Origin of the sequence: Filomicrobium sp., assembly GCF_025698805.1 — a bacterium.
GTDB classification, from domain to species: Bacteria; Pseudomonadota; Alphaproteobacteria; order Rhizobiales; family Hyphomicrobiaceae; genus Filomicrobium; species Filomicrobium insigne.
Map to the genome: position 1 here is coordinate 648,995 of NZ_JAILWT010000003.1, position 23,393 is coordinate 672,387.

Genomic DNA, 23,393 nt, shown 5'->3' on the forward strand with positions numbered 1-23,393 from the left:
AATATTCACCACGCCGCGTTTGCGCGGAGTGTCTTTCATTGTGTTGGCGGTTCAAGATCCAAAATTAGCAAGGTCACTCGAAACTCCTTGTGCTCTATCCTTCTAAGAGATGTCGATAGCGCGCAGGTTGGGACCGCAGATATTGCTTGGGCGCCTTAACGGTCGCACCGAGGTGCGCCGCAGCATGCCAAGGCCAATGCGGCTCGTAGAGTATCGTTCTTGCGAGTGCGACGAAGTCTGCGTCTCCATTCGCGACGATCGCTTCTGCGTGGTCGTAACTGGTGATCAACCCAACCGCGATCGTCGGCAATTTAGTCGCGGCCTTTACGGCGCGGGCGAGCGGCACCTGATAGCCGGGCCCGACCGGGATCTTTTGAGTAGGGACCAGGCCGCCACTCGACACATGGACGGCGCTGCATCCGCGCTTCTCTAAGGCCTTGGCGAAAGCAACCGTCTGCTCGCTGTCCCAGCCTCCTTCCGCCCAATCCGATCCTGATACTCGGACACTTACGGGGCGATCAGCCGGAAAGGCCGCGCGTACGACGTCATAGACCTCAAGCGGAAACCGCATCCGGTTTTCCAAACTGCCGCCGTACTCATCGTCTCGCTGGTTGGCAAGAGGTGAAAGAAATTCGTGCAGCAGATATCCGTGCGCCGCGTGAATTTGTATTGCGTCGAGGCCCAAGCGCGCCGCTCGTTTTGCAGCTTCACCGAAGGCTTCGCGGATTATCTCCATTTCGCCGCGATCCAAGGCCACCGGCGGATTGTCGCCTTCGGCAAAAGGTATGGCTGAAGGCGCGTAGGTCTGCCAGCCACGACTTTCATTCGGTTTAATCTGCGCGCCGCCCTCCCAAGGCACGCGCACGGATGCCTTACGTCCGGCGTGTGCCAGCTGAATAGCGATCGGAATATCCGAGTAGCGCCGCACGGTCTGCAACACGCGGCTAAGCGCTGCTTCCGTATCATCAGACCACAGACCTAGGTCGTCAGGACTGATCCGTCCTTCTGGCACGACCGCCGTGGCTTCGATCGTGAGCAGCCCAGCTCCAGAAAGAGCCAGATTGCCGAGGTGGATCATGTGCCAATCAGTGGCGCAACCTTCTTCGGCTGAATATTGGCACATCGGTGCAATGATAATACGATTACGGAGTTGTACAGATCCCACCTTTGACGGTGTGAATAACAAGCTCATGCTTCATCCCCAATTGATTGGCTTGGAAAATGTCGCTGACGCTTTGCCATCGCGTTGTCAATCCAATTCAGAAGTGCCGTCTCGGGCATGGCGCCGGTGGTGCGCGCCAGTTCTTCACCTTTATGCAGGAGAACGAGGCTCGGAATGCTGCGGATACCAAAACGCGCCGCCAAGTCCTGCTCCTTTTCAGTGTCCACCTTGCCCAGGCGCAAACGCGGTTCGACCTTTTGGGCTGCAGCTGCAAAGCCAGGCGCCATTTGTCGACACGGACCGCACCAACTCGCCCAAAAGTCGATGAGTAGGGGGATGTCGCTCGAAGCGGCATGCTTTGAGAAGTTTTCAGAGGTCAACTCTATAGGGCTCCCCGCAAATAGCGGATTGTGGCATTTTCCACATGTGCCGTGGTCGCCCAATTTTTCAAAGGGAACACGATTAAGCGTCGCGCATTTTGGACATGTGACAATGAGAGTGTCTGGCTTTGCCATCTCAGCCCCTCGTATTGCGAGCACCTAGCAATTTGCGAATGGGCCCACGGTTGTGCGCAGCGCCAATCTCACGAACCCGACCTGATTGAACGCGTGTGCGATGCATGAGTTCCCTTAGTTGCGGTCGAAGAGCCAACATTCATCGGTTGGCGGCCTACAGCTTTACGGGACGCACGCACGATGCGATTGTTTGGCGCCATATAGATCTTTCACCCGAGCTCAGCCGAAAAAGCAGCATAAGGACAGTTATTATACCGCATGCTTCCGACCTTTCGACGGCTTCTATCCCATATTCCTGATTGGCGAGCAGCAATGCGGCCTACGGTACGGTCCGTAATGATCGTCGCCGTGGTCGGATTGACGGCCACGACGCTAGCTTGGCGCTTTGGCGTTTCCAGCGTCACGGAACAAGCCGAAAAGGTCTTTCAGGGACGCACCGAAGCCCTCATGGCGGAAATTGAGCGTTCTACAACCGCTTACGAGCATATGCTGCGGGGCACACAAGCCCTTTTCGAAACCCTTCCGGCTGTCAGCCGCACTCAATTTCGTCGCTACGTTGAAGCGTTGCGGATTACTGAGAATTTTCCAGGGATCAAAGGCATCGGCTTTGCTGCCGTTTTGACGAGAACCGAAAGGGACGCGCATATCGCTGCCGTCCGGGGCGAGGGCTTCCCAAGTTACGATCTGAAGCCCAAAGAAGATCGAGACATCTATTCTGCGGTCGTCTTTGTCGAACCGTTTGTACAGAACCGGGAGGTTCTCGGCTTCGACATGTGGTCAGAACCTGTCCGCAGAGCCGCGATGATACGCGCGCGCGACACGGGATTACCGGCGGCCAGCGGTTATGTTACTAGCCTTCAAACCAAAGAGGCGAACAGTGACAGTTCGTCTGGCTTTCTACTTTACCTGCCGCTTTATCGCGAAAACATGCCGACCGGTACCGTTGAAGAACGGCGCGCGGCGCTGCGCGGGTTCATCTACAGCCCCTTGCGTGTGAAAGAACTAATGAAAAGTGTGGTCGAGCGCCAATATCCGCGCCCCGACCGCTTCACGAGTATCGCGATCTTCGATGCCACCGGTGGTGCCGATCCGAAACAGCTCTATCAATCCGAAAACCTTACCGATGGTATGAGCGCTGCGCGATCGAAGCCACGGTTCAGTGTTGAAGCTGCACGCGACCTGTACGGAGCAAACTGGCTTCTGCGCTTTGAATCCACACCAGAGTTCGAGCAATCAATTGATTATTCAGGTGCCCACACACTGCTAGCTGCTGGCTTGATGGCGACCGCGCTCCTCTCATTCCTCGTGCTCTCCATCGGGCAACGCCAAGCAATGGCAGATGAAGCTAATGAACGTATGTCTTTGATGACGCGGGAGCTTGCGCACCGGGTCAAGAACACGCTCGCGGTCGTGCAATCTATTGCAACCCGCAGCTTATCGGACGGACGCAATGTCGAAGAGGCGCGCGAAGTCTTTTCAAAGCGCCTTCACGCACTCGCCCGCGCCCATACGCTCCTTCTCGATTCATCCTGGTCCGGCGCTCCTCTACGCGAATTGGTCCAGGCCGAGCTCGAGGCTTTTGGTGCACGCGCTATAGTCAGCGGTCCCGATGTTCAGCTAAGCGCCGGCACCGCGCAAACACTCGCGCTTATCCTGCACGAGCTCGCGACGAACGCAGTAAAATATGGAGCCATGTCCAACTCGACTGGCCGCGTCAGTGTCCGCTGGAACGTCGTCGGACGTGGCCGTAACGCCGTTTGCCGATTTGAGTGGCAGGAAAGTGGTGGGCCTCCCGTCAATGAACCTACGCGCCGCGGCTTCGGGCAGACGCTCTTGCGCCAATCACTCGCGCACGGACCGGATAGTCAGCCCAAAATCACATTCGCCGCCGAGGGCTTACGCTATGAATTTTCAGCCCCCCTTGCCGCCATAAGCGCGGATGAATCTGACGAACTTACGTTGCCCGACTAAGCCGGCACGCTGCGAAATCAAGTTCACCCTGCGATCCGCGACGATAAGGAACTCTTCTTCTGATCTCGCGTTAACCTTGTCCGAGACGCCTCGATGCGTGATCTCGTCTGCAGGGGACTTCTCACGGCCAAGTACTTGCGGAGTGGTAAGGGATGAGGAAGATGTCGTCCCGCATTTTTGTTCCGTGGACTGCCTATGCTCGTCGAGAAATCACTATGCCGGGCAACCCGAATCAGTTGCTCCCGCAATTATATGTACGTGATGTTTACTTTCCGGAGTTCTCAGAGAAACAGGAATAGGGAACCTGCCATGCTAAAGAACGTTTCAAGAATAGGCGGCGTGCACACTTGTCCCTAATTTTCGCTTCGCCTTGACGTCTTCATGTTGGGCGTCCGGATATGGTCCGCTCGCCGTTTTCATCCCAAACTTTTTATATCTAGTCGCAGGTAACGAATTGGAGCCAGAAACCGGCATCGCAATCGCAGCTCAAGCCATGGTGGGCGCAGCACTTATTGTGATGGCCATTGGAAGCATCCTTCTGATAAAGCGGCTGAGTGAGCTATCTCCCTCGGGGTGGTGGGGTGTGGCGTTGGGGATCGTGTTTGCATTCCTGACTGGCGTTGCGTTGCTGCTCCCTTCGACCTCGCACTGGCTTACGACCTATCTGTCACCCTTGTTTCCCGATGGGCTCGTAGAAAGCGAGATCGCGGAATTTGCGTGGATCAGTGCGGCTATCGTGGCTCCTTTTGCCGCCATTGCTGTGTGCTTGCTGATCAGTGCGGCTATCGAGATGCCGTCCCGTGCCGACCTTGAACATCGCGTTGCCGCACACCGCCGCACGCTCGAAAAACTTCGCGAAACACGGAAGGATTTGGAGGAGAGAGTCGCGGTACGGTCCCGCGAGGTCTACGAAGCGAAAAAACGGCTCGAAATAGCGCTGCGCGATACAAACATCACGGTATCGATGCAGGATCTTAGTCTGCGTTACGTCTGGATACGTAATGCTCCGTCAGGTTTTGACGCTCAGTACATGCTGGGGCGGACCGATGACGAAATCCTGCCAAACAAGACTTCTGAGGAAACGATGTCTCTCAAACAGAGAGTTATCGATACCGGCGAAGAAGAACGCGGTCAGGTCATCGTCCAGAACGGCCATCAGTTGCGCTACTTCGATTTGACCGCGGAGCCCTATCACAATGAGGATGGGTCGATCGCGGGTATCCTTTCCATTGCGGTGGAAGTCACTGAGCAGAAGGAACGCGAAGAGCGTTTACGTAGCGTTTTGCGTGAAATGTCTCACCGGTCCAAAAACACACTTACGATTTTGCTCGGCATCGCGCGACAAACAGCGCAACGGTCAAAGTCTCTAAGCGAATTCTTGGCATCATTCGATGCGCGTCTTCGCGCATTGGTGGGCAGTCAGGACCTCCTTGTGGAGCACGACTGGCGCGCCATTCCCTTGGATGAACTCGTTCGCACACAAATAAAACCCTACCTGGATGGCGCGGAGAGGAGACTCCATCTTGAGGGACCTAGTGTGCGCATAAGAGCAGAACCCGCGCAGAACCTGGGCCTTGCCCTGCACGAACTTGCCCGCAACGCGCAACGATTCGGGGCGCTTTCCGATACCAAGGGGCAAATCAATGTCTTCTGGACACTCGATCCAGCGGATGATCCGAATACGCTCAAAATTACGTGGCAAGAAAAGGATGGACCGGAAGTGTCCCCTCCGACCTCTCCACCCGGTTTCGGGCAGACGATGACTGAGCGGATCCTAGCGCGAGCGCTCGATGGAAATGCTGTCATCAACTATCTACCGGAAGGCGTCGTTTGCAAAATCGATGTGAGCATGGCGCACGTTGAAACGTGAGGGAGCCACTGCTCAACCTCTGTGCCGTCTCAAAGTTTCAGGATTTTCTTAGCCTGGAATGAATTTCAGGAATTATTGGATTCAACATAAAAAAAACCGGGCGCATGCGACACGCCCGGCACATTCTTTTCGTCAGACAGCTGGTGGACGTCGCCCACTTATCAGCCCGTATATCAGAGAAATGACGAACAGAACGATAAAAACCCAAAAGACGATTTGCGCGATTTCCACTGATACTGCAGCTACTCCACCAAATCCAAGTGCTGCTGCGACCAGCGCAATCACTAGGAATAGGACGGCCCAACCAAGCATGATCCACTCTCCGTTGTTGCGTAGTCTGTAGATCGGAAACGCGATATCACTACTTCCGTTCCACACACTTTGGCACGCACCACCGGTTAGCGATGGACTAGGACAGGAATTTTTGTGTGCGCCAGAACTTTTTGTGTTTCGCTGCCTAAAAATAACTGGGCTAGTCCGGTGCGGCCGTGTGACCCTAACACGAGCAAATCGCAACCATTCTTTTCAGCCGCATCGATGATCGCTTGATAGACTTGATCATTAATGACGTGCATCGTTTCGCACGTCACACCCGCTGCCGCCGCCGCCTCCGTGACCTTCTTCAAATTCTCTTCCGCGAGTTGCTGAATACCTTGCATGTATTCCTCTTCCGGGAATGCCACCATAAGCTCGCCCGGCGCTACGGCCTGCCACGGCCTTGAGACGGTTATGGCCGAGACCTTAGCGCCCAGCAGTTTCGCCAGTTGAAAGCCATCGCGCATCGCGCGCTCGGCCGGCTCCGATCCATCCGTTGCCACCAAAATATGTTTGTACATAGCTGTCTCCTTCTCCACGCCGGCGTCCCGGCGAACATTTCCTCTGCCTTCGACTTGGCGTACACCAATCCGGTCCCAGCGTCGCGACGATCAAATTTTGACGGCGCTCGCCCCCTCCGCAATCAAACTATGCATACGGAGTTTAGATCGTACTCGGAGTCGGATTTTACCAGAGGCTAGTGATCAATCGCCACGGGTATCAAGGCAGACGCAATTTCTGCCTGACGATTTGGCCATATAGAGCATACGGTCGGCACGGTTTATGATGCTTTCGATCGTGTCCTGATCACTTACAAAGGTTGAGACACCAATACTCGCCGTTATCTGTGCACATCCGGAGGCGCAGCGGGGCTCTCGCGGCGGTGTTGCTGCCTGTACGCGCGCTCTGATGCGCTCTGCAACGACTGCTGCATTACGCAGGCATGTCGCGGGCAAAAGCAACGCAAACTCTTCCCCACCCCAACGCCCGAAGATGTCGACTTCCCGGATTGTACTGTTGACGGTCGTGACAAAATGTTTGAGCGCCTGATCTCCATAGACGTGACCAAATCGGTCGTTGATGCTCTTGAAACAATCCAGGTCGATCATTGCCAAGGACAGCGGCTCGCCAAAGCGCCTCCAGCGCAAACGTTCCTTCCGAGCTTCCTCCAAGAATGCACGACGATTGCGTGTCCCGGTCAATGGGTCCGTGCTCGCGAGACGCTCAAGGCTCGCCTCAAGCTCTTTCTGTCTGGTGAGGTCGCGGACGAACGCGATGAAACGCACTCCCAATTCATCCTTCGTCTTGAGGATAGAAATCTCGACTGGGAAGGCTTCTCCGCTCGCCCTCAGCGCGTAAAACGTATGATGATGGTCTGAATACAGAAATCTGGATGTGGGAGACGCACTCAGGCGCTCGATCAAGTGTCGACGGTGTCGCCGGTCAGCGCGAGGGATGAGCATATCCAGCGGCTGCCCCACGAGTTCTTCGCGCCTATAACCAAACAATGTTTCGGCCGCCGCGTTGACGTAGCCGATCGTGTGACCCTCATTAGCAACGACGACGGCATCGACACTGCCTTCGACGATCTCATGGAACAGTCGGGGGATGCACCGGGCGGAATAGTCAGCCGCCTGCAATGTAGCCATCGCGTTACCACCATCTGTGTCGGGAACAGTGACGGACGGTAGATGCACCTCGGTTTACAAATTGCTAATTTACGATTACATGTGATCTATATAACATTTTGATTTTTATGTGTTTTGTTTTCAATTTCACGTTGCTGACGTCGCTAGGATTCGCTCATAAGAGTCCCCGTTCGTCAGTGAGAAAAGAGCTCTGTCATAAATGCTGAGGCCTTAAGTCCACTGCCCGTCAGCACGACGACCGTCGTTTCGTCGGGACCGATTTCCCCACGCCGACACAACAAATCAAAGGCGGCCGCGGCCACTGCACTGGTAGGTTCAACATAGAGTCCTTGGGCTGCCAACCCCCGGCACGCCGCGACGATCTGGGCCTCGCTCACGGCGACCGTGTTTCCGCCTGAACGTCGTATCGCTTTAAGTACAGAACCGAGACGCACCGGGTTCTTTATAGACGCGCCCTCAGCGACGGTCGGCGCGAAATGCAACGCATCCATCGCGTGCCTGTCAGCCTGATAGTGTGCATGTATCGGTGCGCAATTTTCTGGCTGAGCTGCGAAAAGTCTCGGCAGCGTATGAATTTGGTCCGCTCGCATCAACTCTGTGAACGCTAGGTCGCACCCGAGAACGTTGCTGCCTGCGCCTGTCGGTATGATGATGTTATCTGGCGGATGAAAGCCCAGATCCTCCCAGAGCTCGTAGCCGAGAGTTTTCGTTCCTTGCAAAAAAAAGGGATGCCAGTTGTGACTGGCGTAGAAAACTTCCGAAGACTGGCGGATCGCTTCAGCTTCCGTGGCTTCCCGTGGCCCCTCCACGAGTTGTACTTCAGCTCCGTACGCCTTGATCTGGGCGATCTTGGGGGGTTGGGCATTAGCCGGTGCAAGTATCTTGACGCGCATTCCCGCAGCCGCGCCGTAGGCGGCAATCGCCGCTCCGCCATTTCCCGAGCTATCCTCCAAAATAGCGGCGATGCCTAGCTGCTGCAGGAACGAGACCATCACAGATGCGCCACGGTCCTTGAAGCTCCCGGTCGGGGCGAACCATTCCAGTTTAAAATGGCACTGGCGGCCATTCCATGTACGCTGGATAAGGGGGGTAACACCCTCTCCCAGACAGACGGGGTTTGCGATCGGAATCGGTAAGGCCTTGCGATAGCGCCAAAGACTGCGTTCCGACACGTCGATTTCGGAAGCACGCAAACCGCATAGCTCGATGATCGATAAGGGGTGGCCATCATCCGACCGCCAACGGGGGTCGCCAAGTGCATAGTGGCGTCCCGTGACGGGGTCAGAGTAGCAAGGTTCGCTGCCCACGGCAGTCATGACCTCATTCGCTTTTGAAGCAGGCGGCGCAACCCATCAGATTGCTCGTACGTTATTCAGGACGGTTTTCTTCAACTCAACCGGGGTTACCCGACATTAGGGTATCGTTGTTCCATGCAGAAATTCAACTGCTCGAATTGCGGGCACATCGTTTATTTTCAGAACGTGCATTGTGTGCGGTGCGGTAGCCCGCTTGGTTTTCTCCCCGAGCGGCTGACGATGTCCGCGCTGCAGCCCACGCCAGATAATGAGTTGGAAACGATCGGTGAGCAGCCCCTCAGGGTTCATTATTGCAGCAATTCACAGCATGGCGTGTGTAATTGGCTGATGCGGCGGGGGGACTTAAGCGGTCTATGCCGAGCATGTGACCTCAACAGAACCATTCCCAACCTTTCCGATAACGGTAGCACCGCCGCATGGGCAGCTCTCGAGGATGCCAAGAAGCGGCTTATCTATGCTTTGATGCGGCTCTCCCTTCCCTTCGACGAGGAGATCGATGGCAAACCCGGATTGAAGTTCGATTTTGTCAGCGGGGCGATGACGGGTCATGCAGATGGCTTGATTACCGTCAACCTGGCGGAAGCCGATGCCGTGGAGCGTGAGCGTGCGCGTCAGCTATTTGCTGAACCCTATCGGTCCCTTCTCGGTCACCTCCGGCATGAAAGCGGCCATTACTACTGGACAATTCTTGTCGACCGTACGCCGCACATCGATAAGTTCAGGCGCTTGTTTGGAGATGAACGCATCGACTATGAGTGCGCGCTCTCACAGTATCGTGCGGCAGGTCCGCCGACTGACTGGCAATCCAGCTATGTGTCGGCGTATGCCAGTTCACATCCGTGGGAAGACTGGGCAGAGACCTGGGCGCATTATCTGCACATAATCGACGCTGTCGACACCGCCGAGGCAAATGGCATTACGCTCGCCAACGATCAAGATTCCGCCAATAGGTTTGACAGCTATTCAGCAGAAGCCTTCGATGATCTCATTGAACGGTGGGTGCCTCTGACACTGGCGCTCAACAGCCTCAGTCGCAGCATGGGGCATCAGGATTTCTATCCTTTCGTCAACCCGTCAGCGGCGCTGGAGAAAATGGCCTTTGTTCACGGCTTGGTGCAAGCTGTGGGAAAAGAGCGGGCCGTCCGCCGGGCAAGCGGCTGGCATGGTGAGCAAAAGGTTCTGCCTAGCCTTTCCAATCACTAGCTAGTGGGTACGACGTCAACGGCGACACGTACCCCGTGCTCGCGTCCGCCCAACAGGACGCCACTGATCGGACACACATCATCATAGTCACGGCCATAGGCGATGGTGATGTGCTCCTCGCCTGGCATGATCTTGTTGGTCGGATCCATATCGACCCAACCGCATTCCGGCGCCCAAATCGACACCCATGCATGGGAGGCATCGGCACCCTGCAACCGCTCGCCCCCTTCAGGTGGCTTCGTCAATATGTAACCGCTCACGTAGCGTGCCGGGAGATGCATCGCGCGCAAGCAAGACAGCATCAGATGCGAGAAATCCTGACAAACACCGCGGCGGTTCCGCAGGACTTCACTGAGCGGCGTAGAGAGATCCGTGGCGGTCGCGTCGAACTTGAAGTCTTGAAAAATGCGTTGCGCAAGATCCCAGGCTGCCGCGATGGCTGGCCGCCGCTCCGGAAACGACGGGCGCGCATAAGTCAGAATCGCCGGTATTGGCTGTGTCAGCCGCGACGGTGACAAGTACTGGATCACATCAAGGTCCAAGTCGCCGTTCCCTGTCGTCACGCGTTGCTGCACATCTTCCCACGCGCAAGTCGCTTCTGGATCAACGGGCTCTGGAGGTTCTGCGACGATCGTAGAACGGGCATGGACGACGAATTCGGAATGCGCCCCGTCGATGCTAAGGATCGAGACAGGATTGCCGAAGTAATCAATCCTATCGATGCGGGTCGTCGGCGCCGGCTCGATCATCAGACTGTGACGCTCGACAGTCTGACGGGCGATAGGGCGGGGCGTCAGGTGCACGCAATGGCTGGAGTGGGAGACCATTGCTGAATAATTGTAGACAGTCTTGTGACTGACGTCGAACTTCATTGAGTGGGCTCTAACCGTGTGAACACACGACTTGGACGCTCGTCGCTCGGATTAAAATAACTACGCATTATGGCATCGGACAATCGCGGAAGCTTGTCCATTTGTTCGGTTAGAACATCCCGGAGCTGGCTATCGCCACTCTTGTCGGCCAGCAATTCGGCCTGCGCGAGCTGGACCGAAGTCCGCAGCCCCAGCACTAGACGCCGCTCCTCCGAAAGGGTATTTCCGAGCCGCCCCTTGGGCAGGTGCTCGAGATGGTTTGAAATAGCAGCGAGCTGGAACGCTATGCTCCGCGGATTTGCTTCGTCGAGGCACAGTAAATCTAGCACAAGATGCAGCATTGGCTCGAGACGATAACGGGAGCGATACGTCATAAAGCTATCGCCCAGTTCAAGCAAAAGAACCAATTCCGCGGAGGAATGTTCTTCGCTTTTCACGATCAGGGCATCGATCGCTTCTGAGAGATTGTAAGCGCGCTCCAGCCGCCTTCCCATATCGAGGAAAGCCCAACCGAAGTTGCGTGTCATGTTCTCGTGGACCAGGCCATTAAACGCGGCAATGGAGGTCAGCCCATCTTCAAGCCATTCCAGCGCGTCGATACGTGCGACGCCACGCAAATCCGCTGCGCGAAGCCGTCTGAGCGTGCGCCATGCTTCGAGTGATAGCCGATCCCGAATATGTCCGAGTGTCCGATGAAGTGCCTCGACGGTTTGGATGAGGCCGCAGACGTGGGTGTCATTGCAGAGCAGCTGGCCGATCATCCAGTTCAACGCATCGATGTCGGATACTTCAGGCCCCGGCAGGTCCACGTCGCTGTCGCGCGCAATCAAACTGGACAAACAGCGCCGTGCCGCTCGCGGTCCGTCAGGCGAAGCCCCCACATCCTGATCAAGCCGCTCCAGAGCACTCCGCAGCGCTCGCATAATCCAATCCGTCCGTTCGGCGTAACGTCCCAGCCAAAATAGGTTGTCGGCGACGCGGCTTTGCAGCGCGCGCTGCGACCGATCTACGGTGGCTGTTTCTATTGCCGGACGCCACAAGCTCGTGTGCGGGCGGCTACGGGTATCGGAACTGATCCAGACGTCTCGGGTCAATGCAGAGGGGGCGCTCAGCGCGACGGATTGGGTCTCCACGGTCATCGCAATGCCACCGGGCATCACCCGATACCCGTCCTCAGTCGCGCTGACGAATATGCGAACGGCGTACGGCACGGGATGCAGACCGTTCTCTCCCAGCGAGGGTGTCGTTGCGAACCCTACGGGTGCTTCCGCGACCATGGACTGACCGAACAGTTCAACCTCTGTGCGGAGCGACTCGGTCGTCCCGGAATCGAGTGCGGAAAGAATGCGGCCCGCTGTTGCACGGCCGGGTCGTCCTGTTCCTTCGTGCGCGGCGCGGAAAATCCATTTGTCCGGATTCCGCAGCACTTGCTCGCGGGCCTCCGCATCACCCAGCCAATAACGCGGCGCATCTCCTAACGTCAGGGGTTCGCCGAGCAGTTCCTGGCACAGTCTCGGAAGGTAACCGCTCAAACCACGGTTTTCGACGATCGCTGATCCCAGAGCGTTGACGATCAAATCCGGGTTGTATTGGGCAGCTTGAACCAACCCTACCGGGCCGCCGAAATAGCTGGGGTTCAATTCGAGCGGATCAGACGAGGCCGCCTCGGTGCAGCGCACCACTTGATCGATGGCCTTCAATCCCTCAAGCGTCTTCAAGTACAGACGCTCGTTCACCACGCTGAGGTCGCCTCCCTCAACAAGGAGGCACCCAAGATATCGAGCGATGTAGGCGTGCGAGAAATAATCGCTATTCGTCGGCCCTGACGTCAGCAGTGCAATGCGGGGATCAGGTCTTTCCGACCGTGCGAAGAGGCTGGCCTGCATGTCGCTGAAAAACGACGACAGGCGCATGATATTTGCGGTTTTAGACAGGTCGCCAGCGACCTGGGTCAGCACAACGCGATTGGCTAGTGCGAAGCCGATGCCGGCCATCGTTTCGGCATGGCTATCTATGATCCGCCACATGCCGTCCGCGCCGCGTGCGATATCCGCTGCGTAAAATTGAAGGGGGGAGCCTGTCGGTTTTATACCAACGCAAGGGCGCAGAAACGCCGGGTCGGAGAATACGAGAGATGGCGGCAAAAGGTTGCGCCGCATGAGGTTTTGTTCGCCGTAGACGTCCTTGAGGATCTCGTCCATCAGGCGCGCGCGCTGGATCATCGCCGCTTCAAGCCAACGCCACTCAGCGGGAGAAATGATCAGCGGAATGAGATCCAGATGCCAGGGTTGTTCGGTGTTGCTCGGGTCAGCGTAGATATCATTCGCTATGCCGAGTTCGCGAACGCGATGGTTAAGACGGTCAGAGCGCTGATGCCGCTCGTGATCACCGAGACCTTCAAGAGCTTCTAGCACATCAGCCCAATGATCCCGGAGCCGGCCGTGCTCATCGAGCAGTTCATCACGAACGCCTGCGATGGGCCGGTAACCGGCTAACAAGCTCCCACTAGGGGGCAAGGCTTGCTGTGCACTCATCGTCATCTATTCGGTGCTCCAGGTCACCGCAGGTACTCATGGTCACGTAGGGAATACATTGCGCGTCCTTTTGAGTTCGCGCCATGTCTTTCAAGAAACGTGCTTTCGGCTGGCTTCTACTTACCGACGACTCGCCCCAAGCTGTCCGATTATAGGAGGCTGCTTTGCCAATCAACGTGACCAAATGAATACACTTGGCCTATGTTTCGGCAGATTCGGCGCAGATTTATGCTCATACGGGTCGAATTAGCGCACAAGACGCAGGTCCAGGGTGACCGGATAGTCCGGATTTCTGGGAGGATTGATCGGCGTGGTGGCTCCTGCCGTGTGGCCATTCCCCTCGAATCTGGCCAACCGCCGTCCCTCCGCCTCAAACGCATTGACCGGAAAGTTTTCGAAATTGCGGCCGCCTGGATGCGACACATGATAGCGACATCCGGCTACGGCACGGCCGCTCCAGGTGTCGTAGATGTCGATGGTCAAGGGCACGTGTGGTCCAATCGTGGGATGGAGGCATGAGGGTGGCTGCCACGCCCGGTAACGTATCCCTGCGACCGCTTCGCCCGCACCACCCGTTTTGGTCAGGGGGAGCTTCACCCCATTGCAGGTGATTTCAAAGCGGTTGTCCGACTGCCCTGTGACCTTGATCTGGACACGCTCAAGCGAGGAGTCGACGTAACGCGCGGTGCCGCCGACAGCACCTTCCTCTCCCATAACGTGCCAGGGTTCGAGCGCCTGGCGTAACTCAACCGTCAATCCGTGGGTCGCAACCTGGCCATAGCGCGGGAAACGGAACTCAAAGTGGGGCTCGAACCAGGATAGCTCGATGGGAAGGCCCGCGGCTCGCAAATCAGCCACAACATCCGCAAAATCCGACCACACGAAGTGAGGCAGCATGAAACGATCATGGAGTGACGTGCCCCAACGGACGAGAGGCCGACGATAAGGCGTTTCCCAGAACCACGCGATGAGCGCCCGCAGAAGTAGTTGTTGCGCCAAGCTCATGCGCGGGTGCGGCGGCATTTCAAACGATCGAAATTCCACGAGGCCCAGGCGACCGGTCGGGCCATCGGGCGAATACAGCTTATCGATGCAGATTTCGGCACGATGGGTGTTGCCCGTTACATCGATGAGCAGGTTTCTAAAGATACGGTCGACGAGCCAGGGTGGCAGGTGCCCCTCCCCGGGGCCCGGCACCTGGGCAAGCGCGATTTCCAGCTCGTACAGACTTTCGTGCCGCGCTTCATCAACACGCGGAGCCTGGGAGGTGGGGCCGATGAACATCCCGGAGAATAGATAGGACAGTGAGGGATGGTTCTGCCAATAGGCGACAAGGCTCGCCAACAGATCCGGCCGGCGCAAGAATGGACTGTCGGCCGGCGTCAGCCCACCCAACACGATGTGATTGCCGCCCCCCGTACCCGTATGCCGGCCGTCGAGCATGAACTTCTCTGTACCGAGCCAGCACTGATGTGCATCTTCATATAGCCCCTCCGTCACTTTGAGAGCCTCCGCCCAGGAACTCACCGGCTGCGTGTTGACCTCAATGACGCCGGGGTCCGGCGTGACCTTGATTTCGTTCAATCGGCTATCGTGAGGTGGGGAATACCCCTCGATGTGGACCTTTACTCCCGTTTTTCCAGCCGCTCCCTCAATCGCACCTGCGAGGGCAGCATAGTCTTCAGCGTCCTCAAGCGGAGGCATGAATACACATACGCGGCCATCTCGCGGCTCGACGGCAAGGGCCGTGCGCACGGCCCCATAAATTTCATCCTTCTCCGGTGCTGTCACGGGCTGTTGCGCCGTAAGCGTCACTGTGCGTCGACGCTGCAAAAGCACTTGCCGTTGCGGCAGCGGCTCGCGGGGCACTTGCGGATCGCGAGGGATGACTTGTGGGTAGTCGACGGGGGCTGCGTAGTTCAGCGAGGCTAAAGGTAACCGGAAGCCGATCGGGGAGTCGCCCGGCGTGAGGAAAAGTTTGTCCCGCCGTAGCGCCCAGCGTTCGGTGACCCAACGCCGGCCGCGGTCGTGCGTCTGCCACGCCTGAATAGGTAAAACATAGCCCACCGGAGTTCCTAGCCCGCGCTCAAAGACCCGGATAAGACGGGCGCGGTCGGCTTCGTTTTCGAGCTTGTTGTCTTCCGGCGTCAGGTTGATCGGTAACTTCTGCTCAATGAGCATGAAGTGAGCGACATCTTCGTATGCGGGAATCCCGCTATCGTTGGGCAAGCCCAGTTCATCGCACAACGCTTTCGTGAATTTTTCCGCGTCCAGCTTTGTGGGTGGTGGCCCCTCTTGCGCCTCGGGAGCTATGAGCGCTTCATCGGTCCAAAGCGGTTCCTGATCAGCGCGCCAATAAATCGAGAAGGACCAACGCGGGAGCTCTTCACCAGGATACCATTTGCCCTGACCGTAGTGCAGCAGGCCGCCCGGCGCGAAGCGGTCGCGCAGACGACGCACAAGATCCTCTGCGTACCGCCGTTTGGTCGGTCCGACTGCCGCCGTATTCCATTCGGCGCCATCCATGTCGTCGACAGCGACGAATGTCGGTTCACCGCCCATCGACAAGCGCACGTCGCCTTTGCTCAACTGCACATCGACGGCGCGACCTGCATTCACGATGTCTTGCCACTGAGCATCGTCGTATGGCTTTGTCACGCGCGGCGTTTCGCGCACGCGTGTTACGGCCATTTCGAAGTCGAACTCGACTTCGGCTTTTTCATGCGCGCCTGTAATGGGCGCCGCGCTCACGGGATGCGGTGTCGCGGCTAGCGGAATATGGCCTTCTCCGGCTAAGAGGCCGGACGTCGGGTCGAGGCCGATCCACCCAGCGCCCGGAACGTAAACTTCGGCCCAGGCATGCAGATCCGTGAAATCCGTTTCGGCCCCGGATGGCCCCTCGAGGGCTTTCACATCCGGCTTCAGCTGGATCAGGTAGCCAGAGACGAAGCGCGCCGCCAATCCGAGATTTCTCAGGATCTGAACAAGCAGCCAGGCGCTATCCCGGCACGAGCCGGAGGCGTTGGTCAGCGTTGTCTCCGGCGTCTGGACGCCTGGCTCCATCCGGATCAGATACCGCACGGCGGATTGCAGTTGGCGGTTCAGGTCGCAGACAAAATCGATCGTCGTTTTCGCAGAACGATCGATGGTCGCAAGGTAAGCCTTCAGCTCGGGGCTCATCTCTTCCGGCAACAGGTAGGGCTGAAGTTCCCTTTGCAGAGCCGGATCGTAGGCAAATGGCCATTCCGCCGCGCTCTCTTCGATGAAGAAGTCGAACGGATTGATGACGGCCATATCGGCGATCAGATCAACCGTTACCGAGAACTCATCCGTCGGTTCCGGCAACACGACCCGGGCCAGGAAATTACCGAACGGATCCTGTTGCCAATTGAGCCAATGCGACTTCGGGGACAATGTGAGCGAGTAGCTCAAAATCGGTGTTCGACAATGTGGGGCAGGACGCAGACGGATAATCTGCGGGCCCATGTTGATTGTCCGGTCGTAGCGATATGTGGTCCGGTGAGTCAGTGCGACATGAAGCATGGAGACCGATGATGAGGTTGCAGCAACGAAGACATTTCGGTCGGGGGAGCGTGCTTAGGAGGGCGCCGAGCCTTGGCTCTGACTTTGGCTCTGCGTCACATTTCCGATCACAGGCATTCCCGGCTCTGGTGTCTGGACGATTGGTTGATGCGGTGCGTATCCGAAGAACGTCGCCCCCAATTCATCGGCAATTGCGTTGAGGCGCCGCTGAAGGCCGTCGTTGAAGGCATGCAGGTTCCCGACCAGATCGGCATGCTGCTGAGCCACCTGCAGGTATGCCGTCAATTCATCGAGATGATGCAACGCACGTCCTGTCCTCGCCAATCGACACCGCATACGTAGTTCGTGCAGCAGGCGTTCCATCTGATGGGTGCAGAAGGAAACGGAGCGCGGATGGCTTGGGTTGAGAAGTAAGAAGACAGCGATGCGATCCGGGTCGACGCGGCAGGCTTCGATCCTCTGGAATGCCTGATACGCGGACGCCGAGCGCAAAACCAATGCCCAAAATGTCGTGTCGGCGATGCGGTCTTGCGGAGACTCTTCGGCAGCGAGCTGTGCGAACTTCACATCGAGCAGCCGGCTCGTCTGGTCGGCACGTTCAAGAAATTGGCCCAGGCCGTAGAAGCGCCAGCCTTCATCGCGATAAAGCGTGCTGTCGGCGACACCAAACTGAGCCTGGCAACCGCTCTTGATCATGCCACACGTGCGCGAGAGGTGCACGATGTCGATTTCCGCTTCGCCTGTCAGCATGATGCGATTGTAGAACTCGTTGAGCTGCGACCACATCTCTGTCGGCAGATAGGCCCGGAGTGCGCGCGCGTTCTCCCGCGCCGCCTTTATAGCCGACAAAATCGAACCTGGATGGTCCAGGTCTCGGATATAAAAATGCAGGACGTTACGCTGAGATGCGTCGGTGTATTTTTCCTCGAACTCCTCGTCATCTGCGTAGAGCTGCACGAGCCACTTCCACGACGTCTCGGACTCGCGCCCTCGATCGTAGGCCGCATGCGTTTCAATAATTCGGGCGAGACTGTCAGCCCGCTCCATATAACGGGCCATCCAGAACAAGTGCTCTGCGTAGCGCGCCAGCAGACTCACTTACACGCCTCCTTCAACACCCACGTATCCTTCGTGCCGCCGCCTTGCGATGAATTGACGATGATTGACCCTTCCTTCAACGCCACTCGGGTCAGGCCGCCGGGAAGCACCCAGGTGTCACGTCCCGTAATCGCATAGGGCCGCAGATCGACATGTCGTGGGCGCAAACCGTGTTCGGTCAGGGTGGGGCAGACGGAGAGGTCTATCATTGGTTGCGCGATGAAGTTCGCCGGATCGCGCAGGATGCCCTCGCGGGCCTCGTCGAGCTCGGCTCGTGTCGCCTTCGGACCAACGACGATACCGTAGCCTCCCGATTCACCGACCGGCTTAACCACCAGCTTGTCCAAGTTGGCGAGCGTATAGGATAGCCCTTCCTTCTCCGCGCAGATGTGTGTCTCAACGTTCCCGAGGATCGGCTCTTCGTTGAGGTAGTACTGGATAATGCGCGGCACATAAGCATAAACCGCCTTGTCGTCCGCAACGCCAGTTCCGACGGCATTGGCGAGCGTGACATTACCACGGCGCGCCGCGCGCATGAGCCCCGCGGCCCCAAGCATGCTCTCGGGACTGAATGCCTCTGGATCGAGGAAATCGTCATTTAGACGACGATAGATGACATGGACCGGCTCTAATCCGGCAACGGTTTTCATAAAGACGCGATCGTTCTCGACGATCAGGTCACGGCCCTCGATCAGCGGGACGCCCATTTCGCGGGCGAGGAAGATGTGTTCGAAGTACGCCGAGTTGTAGACTCCCGGCGACAGAAGAACGACCGTGGGATCAGTCACGCCCTCTGGCGCGACTTCCGCCAGCTTGTGATGGAGGCGTTCGCCATAGTCGGAGACCGAACGCACCTTCAACCCCTGCATGAGATCGGGGAAGGCCCGCTGCATCAAGTGGCGGTTTTCTACGACGTATGAGACGCCAGAAGGCGCGCGGCCATTGTCCTCAAGGACCAGAAACTCTCCATTGGCGTCACGAATAATATCTGTGCCGTTAATGTGGATGTAAGTGCCGCATGGCGGATCGAGGCCAATCATTTCTTCGCGGTAATTGGCATTTTTCAAAACGAGATTGGCTGGAATGACGCCATCGCGAAGGATTTTCCGTTCGTGGTAGACGTCCCATAAAAAGAGATTCAGCGCTTTCACCCGCTGCTGAATTCCCTTTTCCAACAGGTCCCACTCATTGGCCGGAATGATACGGGGGATCACGTCGAAGGGAAGAATACGGTCTATCGCCGTGCGCTCGGTATAGACGGTGAATGTAATACCTAAATTGAAGAGTTCATTAGCCGCTTCAGCGGCTCGCGTTTGCAACGCGTCGAGGCCGAGAGACTGAAGACGCTGCCAGATGCCTATGGCGCTGCTTCCGGGTTCCAGTTTCGTGCCGAGGAGTTCGCAATAGTGACCCCTTGGATCATAATTATCGAAGGGTGCTGGCTGGGTCGGATCCGTCAAGGCTGCAATTGTTGCCATCGATTGCTCTGTAGCTTGAGCCTGTGGAGAGCATTAGCTGTCTTATTGCTAAGCAATCGCAGTATCACCCAGGCAATCGTTAGCCGCAACGATAGTCTTTTGGGCGATGTGCTGAATATATAAGCAGACAACGCGCCAATAACGCATCGTGTTCCCGATTATCGTAGCAAAACTAAAATCTATCTCGACGGGCTGAGAGATCATCTCCCGCAGGTAAAAAATTGTAACAGCGAAATAACACGCATTATCCCGGCTTTTGCGTCGATCAAGCTGTATTGGGTTTGCCGTCAAAACGGACACCGCAGCGCTGCGCCCACATAAGCCCCTCTTTGGTGGCGGCGCGCGGACGATATTCGCAACCGACCCATCCGCGAAAATCACTAGCATCCAACAGATTAAAAATCGCCGCGTAGTCGAGATCGCCAGCATCGGGCTCGCCACGATCGGGAGGGCCGGCGACCTGATAGTGGCGCGCGAGATAACCGAATTCCGTAATGGCGTTTTCCACGCCGCCCTGCTCGATGTGCCGATGATAAAGGTCGAATTGCAGGCCGATGTTGGACACGCCGACAGCTTCAATCGTTGTGCGCGCATCCTCTGTCCGGTTGAGCAGGTAGCCCGGCATATCGCGGGAGTTGATCGGCTCAATCAGGATGTCGATCCCGTGGGATGCCGCCATGCGCGCAGCGCGTGAGAGGTTCGCGTAATAGGTTTCAAAATTTGCTCCGTGCTCGGCTAATCCCGCCATGGCGTGGAGGCGCAGACAGCCAAGTTCGTCAGCATAGCGCAAGGCCTGAGCCACGCGCTCCTCAAAGTCGGCTTCACGACCCGGGATGCCTGCGAGCCCGCGTTCCCCTGCAGCCCAGTCGCCGGGCCAAATATTGAAGAGGACCAAGGTGAGGTCATTGGCCTTAAGTGCCGCGGAAATCTCGCTCGCGGGCCAATCGTAAGGGAACAGGATCTCGACCCCTTCAAAACCAGCCTCAGCAGCAGCCGCAAAGCGGTCCAGGAATGGCAGCTCTGTGAACAGAAAACTTAAATTGGCGGCAAAGCGAGGCATGATCGTTCTATTCCGTTACTGTTGAGGACTGGGCAGACAGAACTCATGCCGCCGCCTTTATGGACTTCAACTCAGATCGGGCTTGGAACGGCGCAGTCGCTTGACATCACTACGCTGCGTTTTGGCCCGTAGACGTCGCTCTTTAGAGGCCCGCGTCGGTTTGGTTGCGATGCGGCGCTTGGGTTCGATGAGAGACTCGCGGATCAGGTCAGCCAGTCTCTCGCGCGCGTCAGCCCGGTTGCGCTCCTGCGTGCGGAAACGGTCGGCCTTGATGATGATCACATCATCATCTGTCAAACGCGCACCAGCTAAACGCCGAAGACGCGAGCGTGCCCGATCGGGCATTTGCTCACACCGAGCCAGATCAAACCGTAATTCTACGGCAGTCGAAACTTTGTTGACGTTCTGCCCACCGGGACCCGACGCACGAATGAAGCGTTCTTCCAGAACGCTGTCGTCAATCGTTAGAGCGTGCGTGATGCGCAGCATCAATGGCTATCCTTCGAGAGATGCCCCGGCCCCATGGCCTCACTCAGCGGGATTCCAGCTTCCAGTAATCCCCACGGAAATACAAAAGCGGTTCGGCCTCGGCGCGAAACGTTCCGGCGATAACGCGACCGATGAATATCGAATGCGTCGTGAACCCGTGGCTTTCCAGAACCTCACAATCAAGGCTGGCCAAGGCACGTTCCAGAACGGGTGCTCCTGTTTTCAGCGTCTGCCAAGCGAGACCGGTGAACCGTGCTTCACCGCTGAGGCCTCTCTTGCCGGAAAACCGCTGGGCAATCTCCTCCTGGTCGTTCGCCAGCAGGTTGATGCTGAAGACGCCAGCCGTCGCGATCACATCGTGTGCGCTCGCGTTGCGGCCGATGCAAGCGAGCAGCGTTGGCGGATTATCCGACAGCGACGATACAGCGGTCGCGGTGAGGCCCGCTCGTGCACCCACCTCGCCAGCAGCGATAACCGTCACGGCTCCCGCCTGATGGCGCATCAGAGCTCGATAGCTCGCACCATCCATGGCATGTGCCACAGGCGTAGGCTTTTCAAATCGCGACACGCCGATCCTTCCTCTATCCTTCGTCTGTAAGACCCCGCAGCGACGGGGTGAGAGCCTCTGATCTATCACTTAGCAAACTGCTCGTTGCACTGCACCTTTCGGCTGCGTCGTGGGACAGATGGTATCTCAGAGCCATTGGGGTCAGCGCTTTAGATCCTTCGCAATTTCCTGAGCTGCATTGCGACCTGGCAACCCTGTGACGCCCCCCCCAGGGTGGGCTCCCGAACCGCAGAGATATAATCCGGGCAGTCCGAGCCGGTAGTTGGCATTTCCCAAAACTGGCCGGGTGGAGAAGAGCTGATCCAAGCCCAGTTGGCCATGGAATATATCACCATCGACGAGGCCCAGGAGGTTTTCAAGATCGAGCGGTGAGAGCACTTGGCGCGCGATGACTGCTTCGCGGAAATTGGGCGCGTAACGTGTCACCGTATCGATGACGACGTCGGCGAATGCTTCGCGTTCAGCCGGGTCGGCCCAGCTTCTATCGCCTGGCAAGTGCGGCGCGACATGCTGGATGAAGAGGCTCGCAACATGTTGGCCGGATGGCGCCAGCGTATCGTCCAGTGTCGAAGGGATCAGCATTTCGATGATCGGCGCCCGAGACCAGCCCTCCAGGCGCGCATCGATGTAGGCTCGTTCCATGTAGTCCATAGAAGGCGCGATGATGATGCCTGCGCCATGGTGCGGCTGCATGGCCTTGCCGGGACGGCTGGTAAAATCGGGCAGCTCCGACAACGCCACGTTCATGCGAAACGTGCCTGAGCCGGACTTGATCGCCAGCATGCGCCGCCGCAGTTCCGGATCAATCGCGGTGTCAGGGACAAGATCGCGGAACAACAACTTCGGCGGTACGTTGGCGGCAACAACTTTGGCTTTAATACGCTCTCCCGAGGTCAGTTCGACGCCGGTTGCCCGGCCGTTCCCGACGATTACTTTCGCCACCGGGGCATCTATTCGGATTTCAGCTCCAGCGGCGCGCGCGGATGCAGCCATTGCCTGAGTGATCGCCCCCATACCGCCAACGGCATGCCCCCACACTCCGGCCTTGCCGTTTACCTCGCCGAAGCAATGGTGGAGGAGAACGTACGCCGTACCCGGCGTCGATGGTGCTGCGTAAGCGCCCACAATCCCGTCGAAGGCAAAGGCCGCCTTGACGACATCGTTTTCAAACCAGCCGTTCAGGAAGTCGGCCGCGCTCTTCGTGAACAAATCAACCAGCAGGCGTTTGTCGTTCAAGTCGAGCCCGATAAGACGGCGGCCCAGCCCTGCCCCTTTGATCAGTTCGATAATGCCACCACCGGCATTGGGTGGCGTTCGCAATGCTAGATCTCGCACGACATCGGCCGCGCGGTCGAGCGCCGCTTCATATACGGGGAGCCGCTCGGCATCCGCCGCCGAGAATTCGGCGATCGCGCGCTGGCGCGCCGCTGTGCCGAACGGCATGACCAGGGCCCTTCGTTCGTCCACGGGCCAGAAATTCGCGACGGGCCGTTCGACAATGCGCAGGCCGTGCGCATGAAGGTTGAGATCCGCGATGACGCGCGGGTTGAGCAAGCTGACCGTGTACGAGGCCACCGAATTGCGGAAACCGGGGTGAAATTCTTCGGTAACAGCAGCACCGCCCACGCATTTGCGGCGTTCTAAGGCTACGACGCGCAATCCTGCTTTGGCGAGGTATGCGGCGGCGGTCAATCCGTTGTGCCCAGCGCCGATAATGACGACATCGTAGGCGCTATCGCGTTTTGACATA

Annotated in this window: 18 protein-coding genes; 3 read left to right on the top strand and 15 right to left on the bottom strand. The window is 57.5% G+C overall.

Annotated features, from left to right (window positions below):
• Positions 1-94: 94 nt before the first annotated feature.
• Positions 95-1,192, bottom strand: a complete 1,098-nt coding sequence (locus tag K5845_RS10440; RefSeq protein WP_287958945.1) for an NADH:flavin oxidoreductase/NADH oxidase — start codon at positions 1,190-1,192, stop codon at positions 95-97.
• A complete protein-coding gene (gene trxC / locus K5845_RS10445) occupies positions 1,189-1,677 on the bottom strand; it encodes a thioredoxin TrxC (RefSeq protein ID WP_046479210.1) in 489 nt (162 codons plus the stop codon). The genes K5845_RS10440 and trxC overlap by 4 nt, the downstream gene beginning before the upstream one ends.
• A 312-nt stretch (positions 1,678-1,989) precedes the next feature.
• On the opposite strand from trxC, the gene K5845_RS10450 reads away from it, so the two are divergent.
• Positions 1,990-3,648, top strand: a complete 1,659-nt coding sequence (locus K5845_RS10450) for a CHASE domain-containing protein (protein WP_160298704.1) — start codon at positions 1,990-1,992, stop codon at positions 3,646-3,648.
• 454 nt (positions 3,649-4,102) lie between these two features.
• Positions 4,103-5,518, top strand: coding sequence for a sensor histidine kinase (locus K5845_RS10455; protein WP_046479212.1), 1,416 nt, complete (start codon positions 4,103-4,105; stop codon positions 5,516-5,518).
• Between the two features lie 132 nt (positions 5,519-5,650).
• Here K5845_RS10455 and K5845_RS10460 read toward each other — a convergent pair whose 3' ends face one another.
• The 4 genes from K5845_RS10460 to K5845_RS10475 all read right to left on the bottom strand — a co-directional run bounded on the left by K5845_RS10460 (position 5,651) and on the right by K5845_RS10475 (position 8,789).
• Positions 5,651-5,830 carry a DUF1328 domain-containing protein gene (locus K5845_RS10460; protein ID WP_046479213.1) on the bottom strand — a complete coding sequence of 60 codons (180 nt, stop codon included), beginning with the start codon at positions 5,828-5,830 and terminating at the stop codon, positions 5,651-5,653.
• Between the two features lie 86 nt (positions 5,831-5,916).
• Positions 5,917-6,354 carry a universal stress protein gene (locus tag K5845_RS10465; protein WP_046479214.1) on the bottom strand — a complete coding sequence of 146 codons (438 nt, stop codon included), beginning with the start codon at positions 6,352-6,354 and terminating at the stop codon, positions 5,917-5,919.
• A gap of 183 nt (positions 6,355-6,537) precedes the next feature.
• Positions 6,538-7,482: a GGDEF domain-containing protein gene (locus tag K5845_RS10470; protein ID WP_046479215.1), complete on the bottom strand. Its 945-nt coding sequence runs from the start codon at positions 7,480-7,482 to the stop codon at positions 6,538-6,540.
• A gap of 173 nt (positions 7,483-7,655) precedes the next feature.
• Positions 7,656-8,789 carry a threonine synthase gene (locus tag K5845_RS10475; protein ID WP_502814132.1) on the bottom strand — a complete coding sequence of 378 codons (1,134 nt, stop codon included), beginning with the start codon at positions 8,787-8,789 and terminating at the stop codon, positions 7,656-7,658.
• 123 nt (positions 8,790-8,912) lie between these two features.
• On the opposite strand from K5845_RS10475, the gene K5845_RS10480 reads away from it, so the two are divergent.
• A complete protein-coding gene (locus K5845_RS10480; RefSeq protein ID WP_287958946.1) occupies positions 8,913-10,001 on the top strand; it encodes a zinc-binding metallopeptidase family protein in 1,089 nt (362 codons plus the stop codon).
• On the opposite strand, the gene K5845_RS10485 is transcribed toward K5845_RS10480, so the two are convergent.
• The 9 genes from K5845_RS10485 to K5845_RS10525 all read right to left on the bottom strand — a co-directional run bounded on the left by K5845_RS10485 (position 9,998) and on the right by K5845_RS10525 (position 23,392).
• Positions 9,998-10,873, bottom strand: a complete 876-nt coding sequence (locus K5845_RS10485; RefSeq protein WP_046479217.1) for a transglutaminase family protein — start codon at positions 10,871-10,873, stop codon at positions 9,998-10,000. The genes K5845_RS10480 and K5845_RS10485 overlap by 4 nt on opposite strands.
• The gene (locus K5845_RS10490; protein WP_287958947.1) at positions 10,870-13,413 is read right to left on the bottom strand and encodes a circularly permuted type 2 ATP-grasp protein; all 2,544 of its coding nucleotides are present in this window, start codon (positions 13,411-13,413) and stop codon (positions 10,870-10,872) included. Before K5845_RS10490 ends, K5845_RS10485 begins: the two co-directional genes overlap by 4 nt.
• A 240-nt stretch (positions 13,414-13,653) precedes the next feature.
• Complete coding sequence (locus tag K5845_RS10495) at positions 13,654-16,950, bottom strand: transglutaminase family protein (protein ID WP_287958948.1); 3,297 nt, start codon at positions 16,948-16,950, stop codon at positions 13,654-13,656.
• Between the two features lie 54 nt (positions 16,951-17,004).
• Positions 17,005-18,048 carry an alpha-E domain-containing protein gene (locus K5845_RS10500; RefSeq protein WP_287958949.1) on the bottom strand — a complete coding sequence of 348 codons (1,044 nt, stop codon included), beginning with the start codon at positions 18,046-18,048 and terminating at the stop codon, positions 17,005-17,007.
• Entirely contained in the window at positions 18,045-19,526 is a 1,482-nt protein-coding gene (locus K5845_RS10505) for a circularly permuted type 2 ATP-grasp protein (RefSeq protein WP_287958950.1), read from the bottom strand. Before K5845_RS10505 ends, K5845_RS10500 begins: the two co-directional genes overlap by 4 nt.
• 265 nt (positions 19,527-19,791) lie before the next feature.
• Positions 19,792-20,586 (bottom strand): 2-oxo-tetronate isomerase, encoded by a 795-nt coding sequence (gene otnI, locus K5845_RS10510; RefSeq protein ID WP_046479220.1) that lies wholly within the window; start codon positions 20,584-20,586, stop codon positions 19,792-19,794.
• Between the two features lie 66 nt (positions 20,587-20,652).
• Positions 20,653-21,075: an alternative ribosome rescue aminoacyl-tRNA hydrolase ArfB gene (arfB, locus tag K5845_RS10515; protein WP_170832454.1), complete on the bottom strand. Its 423-nt coding sequence runs from the start codon at positions 21,073-21,075 to the stop codon at positions 20,653-20,655.
• Between the two features lie 43 nt (positions 21,076-21,118).
• Complete coding sequence (locus tag K5845_RS10520; protein ID WP_197540865.1) at positions 21,119-21,643, bottom strand: flavin reductase family protein; 525 nt, start codon at positions 21,641-21,643, stop codon at positions 21,119-21,121.
• Between the two features lie 141 nt (positions 21,644-21,784).
• Positions 21,785-23,392, bottom strand: a complete 1,608-nt coding sequence (locus K5845_RS10525) for a phytoene desaturase family protein (RefSeq protein ID WP_287958951.1) — start codon at positions 23,390-23,392, stop codon at positions 21,785-21,787.
• Position 23,393 lies beyond the last annotated feature (1 nt).